General features: G+C 60.9%; 17 protein-coding genes, 1 pseudogene and 1 riboswitch. Of the genes and pseudogenes, 9 read left to right on the forward strand and 9 right to left on the reverse strand.

The window, feature by feature from the left end:
- Positions 1-60: 60 nt before the first annotated feature.
- Both WH299_RS27075 and WH299_RS27080 read right to left on the reverse strand, forming a co-directional pair.
- The gene (locus WH299_RS27075) at positions 61-1,743 is read right to left on the reverse strand and encodes a fatty acid--CoA ligase (RefSeq protein WP_028618882.1); all 1,683 of its coding nucleotides are present in this window, start codon (positions 1,741-1,743) and stop codon (positions 61-63) included.
- Between the two features lie 131 nt (positions 1,744-1,874).
- Positions 1,875-2,507, reverse strand: coding sequence for a LysE family translocator (locus WH299_RS27080; RefSeq protein ID WP_016978297.1), 633 nt, complete (start codon positions 2,505-2,507; stop codon positions 1,875-1,877).
- A gap of 85 nt (positions 2,508-2,592) precedes the next feature.
- On the opposite strand from WH299_RS27080, the gene WH299_RS27085 reads away from it, so the two are divergent.
- The 3 genes from WH299_RS27085 to WH299_RS27095 all read left to right on the forward strand — a co-directional run bounded on the left by WH299_RS27085 (position 2,593) and on the right by WH299_RS27095 (position 5,432).
- Positions 2,593-3,558 (forward strand): 2-hydroxyacid dehydrogenase, encoded by a 966-nt coding sequence (locus WH299_RS27085; RefSeq protein ID WP_028618880.1) that lies wholly within the window; start codon positions 2,593-2,595, stop codon positions 3,556-3,558.
- A gap of 30 nt (positions 3,559-3,588) precedes the next feature.
- Complete coding sequence (locus tag WH299_RS27090; protein ID WP_126570419.1) at positions 3,589-4,587, forward strand: class I SAM-dependent methyltransferase; 999 nt, start codon at positions 3,589-3,591, stop codon at positions 4,585-4,587.
- Between the two features lie 50 nt (positions 4,588-4,637).
- Positions 4,638-4,759, forward strand: a riboswitch (yybP-ykoY riboswitch).
- 88 nt (positions 4,760-4,847) lie between these two features.
- Complete coding sequence (locus WH299_RS27095) at positions 4,848-5,432, forward strand: TMEM165/GDT1 family protein (protein ID WP_016978300.1); 585 nt, start codon at positions 4,848-4,850, stop codon at positions 5,430-5,432.
- A gap of 121 nt (positions 5,433-5,553) precedes the next feature.
- Here the strand turns inward: WH299_RS27095 and WH299_RS27100 are convergent, their stop codons facing one another.
- The gene (locus WH299_RS27100) at positions 5,554-6,372 is read right to left on the reverse strand and encodes a M48 family metallopeptidase (protein ID WP_010213075.1); all 819 of its coding nucleotides are present in this window, start codon (positions 6,370-6,372) and stop codon (positions 5,554-5,556) included.
- A 1,321-nt stretch (positions 6,373-7,693) separates the two neighbouring features.
- On the opposite strand from WH299_RS27100, the pseudogene WH299_RS29815 reads away from it, so the two are divergent.
- Positions 7,694-7,894: pseudogene (locus WH299_RS29815) on the forward strand (HAMP domain-containing protein); the annotation flags it as partial.
- A 114-nt stretch (positions 7,895-8,008) separates the two neighbouring features.
- Complete coding sequence (locus WH299_RS29820; RefSeq protein ID WP_371923942.1) at positions 8,009-8,752, forward strand: methyl-accepting chemotaxis protein; 744 nt, start codon at positions 8,009-8,011, stop codon at positions 8,750-8,752.
- Here WH299_RS29820 and WH299_RS27110 read toward each other — a convergent pair.
- Genes WH299_RS27110 through WH299_RS27120 form a run of 3 tightly spaced genes read right to left on the reverse strand, consistent with a single transcriptional unit; the run spans position 8,749 to position 9,860 of the window.
- A complete protein-coding gene (locus tag WH299_RS27110) occupies positions 8,749-9,369 on the reverse strand; it encodes an SOS response-associated peptidase (protein WP_068938005.1) in 621 nt (206 codons plus the stop codon). The two genes, WH299_RS29820 and WH299_RS27110, sit on opposite strands and share 4 nt — an antisense overlap.
- Positions 9,370-9,405: 36 nt before the next feature.
- Positions 9,406-9,666 (reverse strand): putative signal transducing protein, encoded by a 261-nt coding sequence (locus WH299_RS27115; protein WP_095183856.1) that lies wholly within the window; start codon positions 9,664-9,666, stop codon positions 9,406-9,408.
- 11 nt (positions 9,667-9,677) lie between these two features.
- Positions 9,678-9,860: a CPXCG motif-containing cysteine-rich protein gene (locus WH299_RS27120; protein WP_126570422.1), complete on the reverse strand. Its 183-nt coding sequence runs from the start codon at positions 9,858-9,860 to the stop codon at positions 9,678-9,680.
- A gap of 132 nt (positions 9,861-9,992) precedes the next feature.
- Here WH299_RS27120 and WH299_RS27125 point away from each other — a divergent pair, with 132 nt between their 5' ends.
- Positions 9,993-11,156: a 1-acyl-sn-glycerol-3-phosphate acyltransferase gene (locus WH299_RS27125; protein ID WP_185035943.1), complete on the forward strand. Its 1,164-nt coding sequence runs from the start codon at positions 9,993-9,995 to the stop codon at positions 11,154-11,156.
- A gap of 22 nt (positions 11,157-11,178) precedes the next feature.
- Here WH299_RS27125 and WH299_RS27130 read toward each other — a convergent pair whose 3' ends face one another.
- Positions 11,179-11,436, reverse strand: a complete 258-nt coding sequence (locus WH299_RS27130; protein ID WP_028618873.1) for a hypothetical protein — start codon at positions 11,434-11,436, stop codon at positions 11,179-11,181.
- 182 nt (positions 11,437-11,618) lie between these two features.
- Between WH299_RS27130 and WH299_RS27135 the strand changes: the two genes are divergently transcribed.
- Positions 11,619-11,828: a hypothetical protein gene (locus WH299_RS27135; RefSeq protein ID WP_016978307.1), complete on the forward strand. Its 210-nt coding sequence runs from the start codon at positions 11,619-11,621 to the stop codon at positions 11,826-11,828.
- A 57-nt stretch (positions 11,829-11,885) separates the two neighbouring features.
- Here WH299_RS27135 and WH299_RS27140 read toward each other — a convergent pair whose 3' ends face one another.
- Positions 11,886-12,473 carry a YajG family lipoprotein gene (locus WH299_RS27140; protein ID WP_028618872.1) on the reverse strand — a complete coding sequence of 196 codons (588 nt, stop codon included), beginning with the start codon at positions 12,471-12,473 and terminating at the stop codon, positions 11,886-11,888.
- Positions 12,474-12,667: 194 nt separating this feature from the next.
- Between WH299_RS27140 and WH299_RS27145 the strand changes: the two genes are divergently transcribed.
- Both WH299_RS27145 and mqo read left to right on the forward strand, forming a co-directional pair.
- The gene (locus WH299_RS27145) at positions 12,668-12,901 is read left to right on the forward strand and encodes a hypothetical protein (RefSeq protein ID WP_339551834.1); all 234 of its coding nucleotides are present in this window, start codon (positions 12,668-12,670) and stop codon (positions 12,899-12,901) included.
- 718 nt (positions 12,902-13,619) lie between these two features.
- A complete protein-coding gene (gene mqo / locus WH299_RS27150) occupies positions 13,620-15,128 on the forward strand; it encodes a malate dehydrogenase (quinone) (RefSeq protein WP_122723774.1) in 1,509 nt (502 codons plus the stop codon).
- 63 nt (positions 15,129-15,191) lie between these two features.
- Here the strand turns inward: mqo and WH299_RS27155 are convergent, their stop codons facing one another.
- On the reverse strand, positions 15,192-15,479 hold the full coding sequence (locus tag WH299_RS27155) for a PA4642 family protein (RefSeq protein ID WP_339551835.1): 288 nt from the start codon (positions 15,477-15,479) through the stop codon (positions 15,192-15,194).
- Between the last annotated feature and the right edge of the window lie 83 nt (positions 15,480-15,562).

Consider the following 15,562-nt stretch of genomic DNA (forward strand, 5'->3'; position numbering starts at 1 on the left):
CCCCCCCCCCCCCCCCCCCCCCCCCCCCCCCCCCCCCCCCCCCCCCCCCCCCGGGGGGCGTCACAGGGTGGACAGGAAGGTGCTGTTGTTGGCCTGCCATTCGATGATGTCGATACGGATACGTTTTTTGTCGAGTTTTCCTACACTCGTCTTGGGAATTTCAGTAACAACGGCAATCTGGCTCGGAATCGCCCACTTACTCAAGTGGCCCAACTCCACGAACGGCTTGAGGTGTTCCTTGAGCTCACGGGCCCCTATCACATGGCCATCACGCACCACCAGCAAGGCAAACGGGCGCTCGCCCCACTGCGGATCGGCAATGCCCACCACCGCTACTTCGCGTACCGCCGGGTGGCGGCTGACCAGGTCTTCGAGGGCCAGGGACGAGATCCACTCACCGCCGGTCTTGATCACATCCTTGATGCGGTCGCGGATGTCGATCACACCGAAAGCATCCAGCGTGGCGACGTCGCCGGTGTGCATCCAGCCGCCTTCCCACAGCTCGGCGCCCTTTTGCGGCTCGTTGAAATAGCCTTCGCTGAGCCATGGCGCGCGCAGCACCAGCTCACCCTGGGACTCACCGTCGGCCGGTAGGAAGTTGCCGTCGCCATCAATGATCGCGGCGTCCACCAACGGCCCGGGCACGCCCGCCTTGATGCGGTAAGTCGTGCGTTCATCCTCGCTGCCAGCCATCAACTCTTCGTTGAGGTGGGCGCAGGACACCAGCGGCCCGGTCTCGGACATGCCATACGCGGCGGTCAACTGAATGCCACGCGCCTTGGAGGCTTCATACAGCGAACGATTGAGCGCACTGCCGCCGATGACGATTTTCCAGCCACCGAAATCCACGTCCTGGGCAGCCTTGGCATTGAGCACCATTTGCAGGATGGTCGGTACGCAGTGGGAAAAAGTGACCTTTTCCTTGCGCCACAGCTCCACCAGGTATTCCGGGTCGTAGCGGCCAGGGTAGACCTGCTTCAGGCCGAGCATGGTCGCCACGTACGGCAAGCCCCAGGCGTGCACGTGGAACATCGGCGTGATCGGCATGTACACGTCATTGGTGCCAAGTAACCGCACGCTGTCGACGCTGCCCATAATGGTCGCCACACCGATGGTGTGCAGCACCAACTGGCGGTGGGTGAAATACACGCCTTTGGGGTTACCGGTGGTGCCGGTGGTGTAGAAGGTGGTGGCAACGGAGTGTTCGTCGAAGTCCTGGAAGTCATACTTCGGGCTGGCGGCGGCGAGCAGTGTTTCGTACTCGCCCACCAGGTTGGGCAGCTCGGCGGTCTTGGACTCGCCATCGGTGAGCAGCAGGGTCTTGTCGACCGTGGTCAGGTGCCCGGCAATTGCCTGGTAAAGCCCCACGAACTCACTGTTGACCAGCACAAAGCGGTCCTCGGCGTGGTTCATGGTGTAGAGGATCTGTTCCGGCGACAGGCGCACGTTGATGGTGTGGATCACCGCGCCAATCATCGGGATGGCAAACATGCATTCCAGGTAACGATGGCTGTCCCAGTCCATCACCGCCACGGTATCACCGGCCTTCACGCCCGCTTCAGTCAGCACATTGGCCAGGCGCGCAACGCGCTCGATCAGGGTGGGGTAGGTGTAGCGCAGTTTGTCGCGGTAGACGATTTCCCGGGTCTTTTCATAGCGGGTGCCGGACATCAACAGGCGTTTGATCAACAGCGGGTATTGGTACGCACCTTCGGCGGGCGGGATAACACGGGTCTGCAACATACGAATCCCTTTTATGACTGCACGGTCTTGGCTGAAAGAACTGCACTGTAGAGCGCATATGTTTCAGCCAAATCAGCCAAAGGAATGATTTGCAGCCCCCAATGAATGCTAGCTTTGCGCCAGCATCCAGCCTATTTCATGCTGGTGAATGCCAGTTTCACGCCGATGGCAATCAACACCGCGCCCATGGTCCGATCAAACCAGTGGCCCATCCGCGCAAACCCGGCGCGCACGCGTTGCTGGCTGAACAGCATCGCCACCAGGCAGAACCACAGCGCCGTCGCCACTGCCAGGTACACACCGTAACCGGCCTGGATCGCTAGCGGTGTGTGGGGGTTGATCACCACGGTGAACAACGACAGGAAGAACAGCGTGGCCTTGGGGTTCAAGCCATTGGTCACGAAACCGGCGGTAAACGCACCACGCGGCGTGCGCTCGCCCGCTTCGCGATGCAACTCGCCCTCAGCTACAGGCTTGGCCGGCTGCGCGCGCAGGGCCTTGAAGCCGATGTACAGCAGGTAGGCGGCGGCCGCCCATTTCAGGGCGTTGAACAGCACGATGGACTGGGACACGATCAAGCCGATACCGAGCAACGAATAACCCACGTGCAGAAAAATCGCCGAGCCGACGCCCAGCGCAGTCCAGGTTCCGGCGCGACGGCCGTGGGTCACGCTTTCACGCACCACTACCGCGAAATCCGGGCCGGGGCTGGCCACCGCCAACAAGTGAATCAGGGCTACGGTCAAAAATTCGGCGGCGTACATGCTCACTCCAATTAAGTAACTGATTATTTCATCTGATAGGCTCGGGAGATTACGCCTTCGAACCCTGTCGCAAAAGGTACAGTTGATGACGAACAATCGCCGCGCCGTCTTCCTTGATCACCCGTCCCTGGACCTGGGGGACCTCGACCTCAGCGAGCTGCGAGACACCTTCAGCGAGTTGCAGCTGTTTACCGGCACCACGCCGCAGAATGTGATTGAACGCGTGCAAGGTGCCCACGTGGTCATCAGCAACAAGATCGCCCTCAACACCGCAACCCTGGCGGCCTGCCCGGACCTCAAGCTGATCCTGGTGTCGGCCACCGGCACCAACAACGTCGACCTCGACGCCGCCCGCGCCCATGGCATCACCGTGAGCAACTGCCAGGGCTATGGCACGCCGTCGGTGGCGCAGCACACGATCATGCTGTTGCTCAACCTGGCGACGCGCTTGAAGGATTACCAAAGAGACGTGAGCGCCGGCAAGTGGCAGGAGGCCAAGCAGTTCTGCCTGCTGGACCATCCGATTGTGGAACTGGAAGGCAAGACCCTCGGCCTGCTCGGCCATGGCGAATTGGGCGGCGCCGTCGCGCGACTGGCTGAAGCGTTCGGCATGCGTGTCCTGCTCGGCGCGATTCCAGGCCGCCCGGCCCGCGCTGACCGCGTGCCGCTGGATGAGTTGCTGGCGCAGGTGGACGCACTCACCCTGCACTGCCCGCTCAACGAACACACCCGCGACTTTATCGGCGCCCGCGAGCTGGCGCTGCTCAAACCTGGCGCGTTTGTGGTCAACACGGCGCGCGGTGGTTTGATCAATGAGCAGGCCCTGGCGGACGCCTTGCGCAGCGGCCATCTGGGCGGCGCGGCCACCGATGTACTGAGCGTGGAACCACCGGTGGATGGCAATCCGCTGTTGGCCGGTGACATCCCTCGGCTGATCGTGACCCCACACAACGCCTGGGGCAGTCGCGAAGCGCGCCAGCGCATCGTCGGCCAACTGGCGGAAAACGCCCGGGGCTTTTTCAACGGGGCCCCGCTGCGCGTCGTCAGTTGATAAACTGCGCCCCTTTTCAAGGAGCAGACCATGGATCCGCGCAGTGAAGTACTGCTTCGCCAGGCCGAACTTTTTCAAGGCAACCTGCTGTTGGTGGGGTTGCCTGCCGACGACCTGCTGGGTCGTCTACCCAACGCTCACGGCTGGTGTTGGCATGCCGGTGATCAGGCGGCGCTCGATGCACGCTTCCCTGAACGCAGCCAGTTCGGCGTAAACGTGCCGGAGCGGGCGTTTGATACCGCAGTGATCTTCCTGCCCAAGTCCAAGGACCTCACCGACTACCTGCTCAACGCCGTGGCCTCGCGCTTGCCCGGCGCCGAGCTGTTTTTGGTCGGCGAGAAGAAAGCCGGGATCGAAAGCGCCGCCAAACAGCTAATCCCCTTCGGCAAACCGCGCAAACTCGACAGCGCGCGGCATTGCCAACTGTGGCAGATCACCGTGGTCAACGCCCCGCAAGCGGCTGAGCTGGAGAGCCTCGCGCAGGTCTTCGACGTGCCGTTGGCCGAGGGCCCGCTGAAGGTGGTGAGCTTGCCGGGGGTGTTCAGCCACGGGCGCCTGGATCGTGGCACCGAGCTGCTGCTGGAACATCTGGACAAACTGCCAAGCGGTCATCTGCTGGACTTTGGTTGTGGCGCTGGCGTGCTGGGGGCTGCGGTCAAACGGCGCTATCCGCACAACATGGTGACGATGCTCGACGTGGATGCCTTCGCCGCCGCCAGCAGTCGCTTGACCCTGGCCGCCAATGGTCTGGAAGCCGAGGTATTGACCGGCGATGGCATCGACGCGGCACCGATGGGTTTGAACGCGATTTTGAGCAATCCACCGTTCCATGTCGGTGTGCATACCGATTATTTCGCCACTGAGAACCTGCTGCGAAAAGCGGCGAAACACCTGGCAAAAGGCGGCGAACTTCGCCTGGTTGCCAACAGCTTCCTCAAGTACCAACCACTGATCGAAGAGCACCTGGGCGTGTGCGCGATCAAGGCCGAGGGCAACGGTTTTCGCATCTACCGTGCCAAGCGCGGCTGACGGGCGTTTGAAAAAGAAGGCTTGCCGAATGGATTTTGCCTAGGCAGAATCCGCTCCGTCCTAGGGGAGTAGTCTCCCACGAGCGCCACGCTCGTCCGGCATACGTCAACATACTTGGTCAGCAGACCATGGCGTATGCGACCCAGGAGTCCGCACAGACGGACCGGGGTTTGACAAGACCTATGACACGCACACCTTACCCGGGGCGGGAAGGCTGTACGTGTCATAGCCGTGTCGACCCGCCCCTGGAAACTTACCTGATGCTGGATTCATTACTCGTTCCTACCGCAATCGTTGCCTTGGCCGAAATCGGCGACAAGACGCAACTGCTCGCGCTCATCCTTGCCGCACGCTTTCGCAAACCCTGGCCGATCATCGCCGGCATCGTCGCCGCGACCCTGGCCAACCATGCGGCCGCTGGTGCAGTGGGAGCCTGGTTCGGCAGTTTCTTCTCGGATGCAGTGTTGCACTGGATCCTCGCAGCGAGTTTCTGCGCCACGGCCTTGTGGACACTGGTTCCAGACAAACTCGACGATGACGAAGCCAGCACCACACGCAAATTCGGCCCGTTCCTGACCACACTGATCGCATTCTTCCTCGCGGAAATCGGTGACAAGACGCAGATCGCCACGGTGATGCTGGCGGCGCAGTACCCGGAGTTGTGGCTGGTGATTATCGGGACGACCCTGGGCATGCTGATTGCCAACGTGCCGGTGGTCTTGGCGGGGAATTTTGCAGCGGAGAAACTGCCGTTGACCTTGATTCGTCGACTGGCGGCGTCAGCGTTTTTCATCCTAGCGATTGTGGCCGTGTACAAAGCCATGCAAAGCAGCGGCTGGATCTAAGGCTGCAAACCCGATCCCTGTGGGAGCTGGCTTGCCTGCGATGGCAGCAACCCGGTGCAACTGAGAGACCGAGCCGCCTGCATCGCGGGCAAGCCCGGCTCCCACATTGATCTGCGTTAACTCAGGATTTTTTTGCCTGCTGGTAGAGCGGCATCACCTTCGGAATCGCCGCCTGCAACGAGGCGATTCGGCTGTCGGACGCCGGGTGAGTACTCATGAACTCCGGCGGCGCACCTTCCGAAGCCTTGGCCATCTTGTTCCACAGCGTGATAGCCGCGTTCGGGTTGTAGCCGGCACGGGCCGAGAGCTCCAGGCCGATCAGGTCCGCTTCGTTTTCATTGCTGCGGCTGTTGGGCAAGGTCATGCCGTAGTTGGCCACGGTATCGGCTAATGCCAAGCTGTCTTGGCCGAGGCCGAACAACGCACCGGCGCCCTGCTTGGCCATCTCGATCCCGTAGGCCTTGGACATGGCTTCACGGCCGTGTTCACGCAAGGCGTGGGCGATTTCATGGCCCATCACGGCGGCCAGCTCGTCATCGGTGAGCTTGAGGTTGTCGATCAAGGCGCTGTACACGAAGATCTTGCCGCCAGGCCCGCAGTTGGCGTTCATCTCGTCGCTCTTGATCAGGTTCACTTCCCACTTCCACTGCGCAGCATCCGCACGGAACGTCGGCGCCTGGGCGATCAAGCGGTTGGCGATGGCCTGCACGCGCTTGGCGTTGGCGCTGGTCTTGTCCAGTTGGCCCTTGCTGCTGGCCTCCCCCAGGGTCTGCTGGTAGGACTGGGCATACATCTGGTCGACTTCCTGGCTCGACAGCATGCTGAACATGTACTGCTTGCGCTCAACCCCAACGGCGCCGCCGCTGGTGGTGTTGACCGACTGACACCCGGCCAGCAGCATCGCTGCAACCAGACCGCTAACTACCAATGACTTCTTCATGAACCTCTCCCTGAAAACACGCCCTTAAAACATGGCGCGTATCGTAGGCGCTCGTTTGTATCGACGCCAGATACACCAGACGTGTAACCGCTGATTTTCGGATACATCCCACGGCCCCAATAACGGCGACGGGCTTTCCATTTGCGACACCCCGAACATTTTTGCAGGCCCCCCCCTCATGCCCAGCGCGCCCGTGGCCGATACAAAAAGGCGGATTCTCTCCCCTGTGCCCGGAGTTTTCATGAAATTCAAGTCGATCCAATTTTCTGTCGCGGCACTGGCCGGGGCGATTGTCCTGAGCGTGGTCGCGGTGCTGGTGCTGTACGCCTTGTTTGCCGGAGCGCGGACCCAGGAAATGGTGCAGGATCGCACCCAGGTGCAATTCGACCAGATCATCGAGCAGCGCCTGACCGCCCTGGCGCAAACCCAGGCCACCTTGATCCAGCGCGAACTGGAAGCCCCCTTGGTGACCGCCAAGAGCCTGGCCACCGCCAACGCCCTGCTCGGCATGAAAGACGCCAAGGGCGAGCCGGCCCTGCAAATCGGCCGCGAGCAACTGATCAACCTGCTGCATGAAACCGTGGTGCGTAACCCGAAGATCCTCGGCGCCTACATCGGCTGGGAGCCCAATGCGATCGATCACAACGACGCAGCCTACGTGAACACCCCCATTGTCGGCATGGCCGCAGACGGCCGCTTCCTTCCCTGGTGGTATCGCAACGCCGATGGCAGCCTGGGCCTGGACAAGCTCGCCGATGTCAACGACCAGAACATCCTCTCCACTGGCGTGCGCGCCAGTGAGTACTACCTCTGCTCCAAGGAAAACAAAAAGGCCTGCGCCATCGACCCTGCCCCTTATAAGGTGGGCAACGCGATGGTGATGCTGGCTTCGTTCATCGAACCGATCATGATCGACGGCACCTTCCAAGGCATCGTCGGTGCCGACCTGTCGGTCAACTTCATCCAGGACATGCTCACCAGCGCCGATCAAAAACTCTACAACGGCGCCGGTGAACTCGCGCTGATCTCCAGCAACGGTCGCCTGGTGGCCTACACCAAGGACGCCAGCAAGCTCGGCGAAAAGGCCACCGACCTACTCGACAACAATGAACTGGCCAACCTCGGCCAGTTGAAAGTCGGCGAAGTGCGCTACGACATCGACAAGGAACACGGGCATATCGAACTGTTCCTACCGTTCAATATCGGCCAGGCCGACGCACGCTGGACGCTAATGCTGCAACTGCCCCTCAGCGCCGTGATGGCCGATTCGCAGAAGCTGCAAAGCGACCTGGAAGCCCAGCGCAAGACTGACATCTTCGGCATGACCATCGCCGGTTTGTTGATCGCCGGTATCGGCTTGCTGGTGATCTGGCTGGTCGGCCACGGCATTGCTCGTCCGCTCAAGCAAATGGTCGCGATGCTCAATGACATCGCCCAGGGCGAAGGCGACCTGACACGGCGCCTGACCAGTGACCGCGCCGATGAACTGGGCGCGATCGCCAGCGGCTTCAACACCTTCTTGATCAAGCTGCAGGGCATGATCACCCAGGTGGTGAGTTCGGTGCAGAAGGTCAGCGATTCGTCAGAGCACACCGCCGACATCGCGATCCGCACCAACCAGGGCGTACACAAACAGATGGTGGAAATCGACCAGGTCGCCACCGCTGTGCATGAGATGACCGCGACTGCGCAAGATGTTGCGCGCAACGCCACCCAGGCCGCCCAAGCCGCCAGCCACGCCGACCAGGCCGCCAGCCAGGGCATGCGCATTGTGCGCGACACCTCCACCTCCATCGGCGCACTGGCCGAGGAAATCGGCAAGGCAGTCGGTGTCGTGCAGGCGTTGGCCAAGGACAGCGAGAACATCAACGCCATCCTCACGGCGATTCGCGGGATTGCCGAACAGACCAACCTGCTGGCGCTCAATGCGGCCATCGAGGCGGCGCGGGCTGGCGAGCAAGGCCGTGGGTTTGCCGTGGTCGCCGACGAAGTGCGCAACCTGGCGCAAAAGACCCAGAAGGCCACCGAAGAAATCCAGACCATGATCCAGCAGTTGCAACAAGGCACGCGGGACGTGGTGCGGGTGATGGAGGACAGCCAGAACCGCACCGATGAAAGCGTGCAACACGCGGCCAAGGCGGCCGAAGCGCTGGAAACGATCACCCAGGCAGTCTCGGTGATCAACGACATGAACACCCAGATCGCCAGTGCCGCCGAAGAACAGAGCGCGGTGGCCGAGGACATCAATCGCAACGTGATCAATATCGGCCAGGTGGCCAATGAAGTAGCAGGCGGCGCGGATGAATCCAGCGCGGCCAGTGCAGACTTGACCAAGCTGGCGGAGCAGCAGCGCCGGCTGATCAATCAGTTCAAGGTCTAAGCCGGGGTCAGGCACTCCGGCCCGTTGAGCTTCGGATCGTTGACCATGTTGGCCAGCACTCGCTCGCGCAACGCGACGGGTTCACTGGCCAGCAGGCCTTGCAATACATGCAACGGCGTCTCGGGATTGAGCCAGGCTGCCTGCCCGGCCTCATCCAGAATCAGCGGGCGACGCTGGGCCTGCGCCGCTTGGGTCACCACCGCCGTGCTCAGCCACACCTGCTCCTGCACCGGATATGCTTCCCAGATCGCGGCGAAAAACAACGTGGAGCCCTCCCCCGGCGTCAGCCAGTACGGGCGTTTACGCTGGGTGCCGCGCCATTCGTAGAACCCATTGGCGGGCAGCAGGCAACGGCGCTGACGGAACGCTTCGCGGAACATCGGTTGTTCGGCCAGGGTTTCGGCGCGGGCATGGGCGGGCGTGCGGGAAAGATCGGTCAACCACGGCGGCGTAAGGCCCCAACGGGCGCGGGCCAGCGTGCGCTGGCCGTCGGTGGCGCGCTGGATCAGCACCGAATCATTCGGGGAGATGTTCCACTGAGCCTGCTGGTCGGCCGGGAAGCCCGGCAAGGCAGCGAAGGCGGGATTCCAGCGAAACAGGGCATAACGTCCACACATGGGGCAACACGACTCTTGGGTAAACCGACCGACAGCCTAACAGACCAGCACGTCGGGGAAGCTGTCGGGTTCGTCACCGGGTAGCGGTTGTGCGCCGATGTAGGCGGTAATCAGCTCGCGGGCATCCGCAGCCCGGTCATTGTCCACCTCCAGGCCCAGCAGGCCGAAGATGGGCAATTCGCCGGTACCGCCGAGCAAATGCCGACCCACCAGGTGCGCCTCGATGCCTTCGCTGGCGAGCATCTGTTGCAGCAGCTCGCCTTCCATCAGGTTTTCCGGTTCGTAGATTCGCTGCATGGATGTATCCGTTATTCGTTTTCACTTCGGGTTTCGAGCATCCACTCGTCACCATGCACCTGCAGATCGAAAGTGATCGGCCGGCAACAGACCTGGCAGTCTTCAATATACGTCTGGTCACCGCCAGACAAATCCACGGTTGTCTCGACCTCTTCACCGCAATAAGGACAATCGTACGTCGCATTTTCCAGCATCGCAGCCTCCAAGGTGACTTGTGCGTATAATCGCCGGTCTATTTACAGGGCTATTTCCGGCTGGGGCCATTCCTCAGTCCGCACCCTGGTATTTCCTTTACTTACCCTAGCCGTTTCTAACAAGAGAGCATGATGGGCGAATTCGATACCATCCGACCTTACAACGACAGCGAAGTCCCGGCAGTGCTGGCACGTCTGTTCAGTGACAAGGCCTTTCTGGACATCCTGACCCACTTCCGCTTCCCGCGCTTTGCCGGCGCCCTGGGCTGGCTGCTCAAGCCGATGATCGCCCGCAAATTGCGCCGTGAGTTCGCCGGCGTCACCACCGTGGCCACGCTGCAGGACAAAGTCGAATACTACGTCGACCACACCATTGACCGGGCGACCGACGGCGTGACCTACACGGGCGTCGAGCAGCTCAAGTCCGGCATGGCTTACCTGTTCCTGGCCAACCACCGCGATATCGTGATGGACCCGGCCTTCGTCAACTATGCCGTGTACCACGCCGGCCTGCCGACGCCGCGCATCGCCATTGGCGACAACCTGCTGCAAAAGCCGTTCGTCAGCGACCTGATGCGCCTGAACAAGAGCTTTATCGTGCACCGCTCGATCACCGGGCGAAAGGAAAAGATGGCGGCATTCAACCTGCTGTCGGCCTATATCAACCATTCGATCCGCAACGACGGGGCGTCGATCTGGATCGCCCAGGCTGAAGGCCGCGCCAAGGATGGGGATGATCGCACCGAATCAGCGATCCTGAAGATGTTCCATGTCAGCCGCAAGGATGAGCCGTTTGCCGAGGTGATCCAGTCGTTGAACCTGACGCCGGTGTCCATCAGCTACGAATATGACCCGTGCGATACCGCCAAGGCCCGCGAACTCTACATCCGCGCCACCACCGGCACCTACAGCAAGGCGCCGGGCGAGGATGACGTGAGCATCGCCCTCGGTATCACCGGCTACAAGGGTCGGGTGCACATCAACTTCGCACCACCGATCACCGAGCGCTTCGAAGACACCAAGCTGCTGGCCGCAGAAATGGACCGGCAGATTCTCGGCGGATACCGCTTGTTCCCGGTGCATTACCTGGCCTACGCCCAGTGGAGCGATGCCGACCCGCAATTGCAGGTGCCGACCGCCGCCGAAGTGTTCCCGGCGGACGAACTGGCCAAGGCCAAGGCGGAGTGGGAGCGGCGCTTGAACGAATGCCCGGCCGAGCACCGACCGTTTCTGGTGGTGCAATATGCAACGCCGGTGCGTAATCAGTATCGGGTCAAAGCCGGAATACCTTTGTAAACACTGATCAAAATGTGGCGTTTTAGAGGCGGGTGCTGAGCCAGGAGATGGCCAGCGCCAGCCCAAGACAGGCGAACCCAATTCGGTAAGCCAGACGATGCGCCCGCTCGGTGCGCACATCCAGAAACAACATCGGTTGGTCGATCCCGCGGTCTTCACCTTGCGCGGTCAGGTCGGCCATTGCGCGCTGTTCGCGCAGGCGCGTTATGAACAGCAGCGCAGCACCCGGGCAGGCCACGGCTAACGCAACAACGTTGATAAAAAGTGCAGGCAGCGCCATCGCAAACCTCGGTAGAACAGTATTTTGGTATCGGTTCAGATACAAACCTGAACGATAGTGGCCTCCGGCGCCGTAAATGCTCCCTCCTCCATTGACGGCTAATGTATCCAGTAATTTACGCCGTCACCTGAACGTCACCTTAACAAGCCACTCTGTTGCCCTTCGACGCTTAGGAGCTTGTCATGCTGCACGCGCAAAACCAGGATCGGCTGTACCTGATCACCCAAAGTGATGAGCAAGAAGCACTGGTTGGCGGCCTGGCCTTCAACGTCCAGGATCGCCACTGGCTGGTGTATTGCGCCCTTGGCGGCCACCAGCATGCGGACCTGCCGGAGACCGATCTGCTGACAGGGGTGAGCCTGCTGGATTTCTGTATCGACACCGCCGCGTGAAACTGGAGACGAAAAAAAGCCGGGCTCATTACTGAGCCCGGCTTTTTGCTGAATCGCTTACTGCGAGCTGAGCAACGAACCGATGCTTGGGTCCTTGAACAGGCGGGTCAAGGCATCACTGAGGACGTCGCTGACCAGCTTGGTGTTGGTTTCCTGGTTCGGCGACATGCCGAAACGCTGGTTCAGGGACGCGCCGTAGCGACCGCTGTAGCGACGGGTGCCGGCGCTGACGTCGGACTTGAAGGTCGCGCCGATGGACGCCTCGGTCACGTACAGGCCGTCTTTAGGCGACTGATACTTCAGTTCAGCCAGAGTGATGGTCAGCTGCGGCGCACCCGGCGCGTTGGGGCTTGGGGTAAAACCCAGCAAACGCACGGCGGCTTCAGCCTGGGCCTGCAACTTGGGCAGCACGTCCTGGGCATTCACCGAAACCAGAGCAGTTTCCGGGTACAAGCCACCGCGCGAGCCGAGGGTTGGTGACGGACGACCATCCACCACACGCACCGACACCGGCTGGCCGTGGCCCACAGGGGCCAGCTGCGTGGTGATCTTCGGTTCCGGGGTCAGTTGTTGCGGGCTGTTGGCGCAGCCAACCAGGGTCAAACTGGTCACAGTGATCAAACCGAACAACAGGCGTTGCAACATGCTTTTCTCTCCAGAAATCAGGGTCCGACAGGCCGGCAGTATAGCGGTGCGCCTGTGCCGGGAACTAGCGCCAGTTACAACCTGAGACCCGCGTGGACTCTAGCGGTTCGATGTCACTGATATGTCACGACTGATACACAGGCTCGTCATGCCCGACAGGCAAGCTTGGCCCCAATCTCAGGAGGTCTGACACCATGCATTTTCTCTGGTCACTGTTTACGCGCAAGCCCACCCTTCGCCAGTTCGCCCTGCTGGATGCGCAAGGTCGTTGCCAGGCCTTCAAAGAATGCAGCCAGCCTCCTGTAGGTGACGGTTGGGTGGAAATCGAAGAAATCCGCCTGAGCTGGATGCACCACCCATTACCGGCCCGTGCCCGCGTCAGCCCGCGTCCTGCGCGGTCGCCCCGGCACCAGCCGTTGGCCGCCTGACCGAACACCTAATAAAAGTCATAAAACACGCCCATTTCCTTGGCGTTCTTCGCTACAATCTCCCCCCGATTATAAGGACGTCTCCTGATCGGGCCTCGCAGCATCGTTAATGCCTCGGCACTAACCCCCCAATCGCCCACAGAGAGCCGCCCACACAGATCGAGTGAAGCTGGCGCGCTTGCTGTTTTCATTGCAAACCACCCGCCTTTACCGAATCTGCCAGAGCTGCCATTGCGCTCGGCCACTTGAGTTGTTTGCCCGTTTTGCCGCGTGTCGGCTAGGGGCCAGGTGCCAAGCTGGGGCAGCCCTTTTTTGAGGTTCACGTCTTCAAAAGAGCGTGAAAAAACGGGTTTTCACAACTTCACAAGAGTGTGGCGAGCAAATGAATAGTTTGGCGTTTGTACAAGCACCATCAGCGTCTGGAACAGCCCAACCACACAGGACCGAGCACGCCTTAAAAACCGGAGCTTGAGCCTGTCCGCTACGGATTGGTTGCACGAATCGCACGCTTTGACCATAAGTCGAATTGCCACAGGCGCCCATGAATGCGTTCATAGGCAGATTAGCCCGGCAGGAAGCGTGCGCTGAACATGCAAAGAATTGCGAATCGGACATGGCGATCCTGGCCATGGGTAACCTGGGGCAACACGTGAAACGCCCCGTCACTCCTGGCAGCCATGCCGTCAATTTGGTGCTGCAGATTTTGGAGACGCGTTAAATGGCGCATAACGAAGCAGTCGACGTAGTACTGGTAGGGGCCGGCATCATGAGTGCCACCCTGGCCGTACTGCTCAAAGAGCTCGACCCCGGTCTCAAGCTGGAAGTCGTTGAGCTGATGGATTCGGGTGCCGCGGAAAGTTCCAACCCGTGGAACAACGCCGGGACCGGCCACGCCGGGCTGTGTGAGCTGAACTACACACCCCAGGCCGCCGATGGCTCCATCGACATCAAGAAAGCCGTGCACATCAACACCCAGTTCGAGGTGTCGAAGCAATTCTGGGCGTACCTGACTAAAAAGGGCACCTTTGGCTCGTCGAAATCCTTTATCAGCCCGGTGCCGCACCTGAGCTTCGTACAGGGCGACAAAGGCGTGTCTTTCCTCAAGAAGCGCTTTGAATCCCTTAGCCAGCACCACGCGTTTTCGGACATGCACTACACCGAAGACCGTAGCGAAATGGCCGAGTGGATGCCGCTGATGATGCCGGGCCGCCCGCTCGACGAAAAAATCGCGGCCACCCGTGTCATGAACGGCACCGACGTCAACTTCGGCGCACTGACCAACCAATTGCTCGGCCACCTGACCAGCTCGCCCGACGCCCAGGTCAAGTATTGCAAGCGCGTCACCGGCCTCAAGCGCAACGGCGCGGGCTGGACCGTGAGCATCAAGGACGTCAACAGCGGCAACAGCCGTGAAGTGGACGCCAAGTTCGTGTTCCTCGGCGCCGGTGGCGCGGCCCTGCCGCTGCTGCAAGCCTCGGGCATCGAAGAGAGCAAAGGCTTTGGCGGCTTCCCGGTCAGCGGCCAGTGGCTGCGTTGCGACAACCCGGAAGTGGTCAAGCACCACCAGGCCAAGGTCTACAGCCAGGCCGCCGTGGGTTCGCCGCCGATGTCCGTACCGCACCTGGACACCCGTGTGGTGGACGGCAAGAAGTCCCTGTTGTTCGGACCATACGCCGGTTTTACGACCAAGTTCCTCAAGCACGGCTCGTTCCTCGACCTGCCGATGTCGATTCGCGCCGGCAACATCGGCCCGATGCTCGCCGTGGCCCGCGACAACATGGACCTGACCAAGTACTTGGTCAGCGAAGTGCGCCAGTCGATGGAACAGCGCCTGGAATCCCTGCGTCGCTTCTACCCGGAGGCAAAAGCCGAAGACTGGCGCCTGGAAGTGGCCGGCCAACGGGTGCAGATCATCAAGAAAGACCCGAAAAAAGGCGGCGTGCTGCAATTTGGCACCGAGCTGGTCGCGGCCAAAGACGGCTCGTTGGCTGCCCTGCTGGGCGCGTCCCCAGGTGCTTCGGTGACCGTTTCGATCATGCTGGAACTGATCGAGAAGTGCTTCCCAAGCAAAGCCGCGGGTGAGTGGGCCGCCAAGCTGCAGGAAATTTTCCCGGCGCGGGAAAAGGTCCTGGAGACGGATGCCGAGCTGTATCGCAAGATCAACGCGCAGAACAACATCAGCCTGGAACTGGTTGAGCCTGCCGCCGAGACCGAAAGCTACGCTTGAGGCACCATGAAAAACGCCCCGCTCTCAACCTGAGAGCGGGGCGTTTTTTTATGTCTCGGATAATCAGCCGCGAGCGTTTTCGATCATTTCGATGTACTCGTCCGCGTGGCGCTGGTCCTTGATCAGGTCGACGAAGGTCTGGCCATGCTCATCCTTGCCGTCGAGGTCCAGGCCCGCTTCCTTGAAAAACCCCAGGAACCGCTCGAAATCGTCGATACGCAGGCCACGGTAGGCCTTGATCAGTTTGTGCAGGGACGGGGAAGTCGCGTCGACCGGCTCGAAGTCCAGGAACAACTTGATCTGATCGTCGCCGATCTCGTCACCAATCACCTGTTTCTTATCTTTACGCATTACCGACTCCAGCCTGCAGACATTTACACGGGGCCTGAAGTTTACCTGCCAGACACCACCTTCGAAAACAACCAAACACTTAT

It is taken from the genome of Pseudomonas sp. MYb541 (assembly GCF_037479595.1).
Classification (GTDB): domain Bacteria; phylum Pseudomonadota; class Gammaproteobacteria; order Pseudomonadales; family Pseudomonadaceae; genus Aquipseudomonas; species Aquipseudomonas canadensis.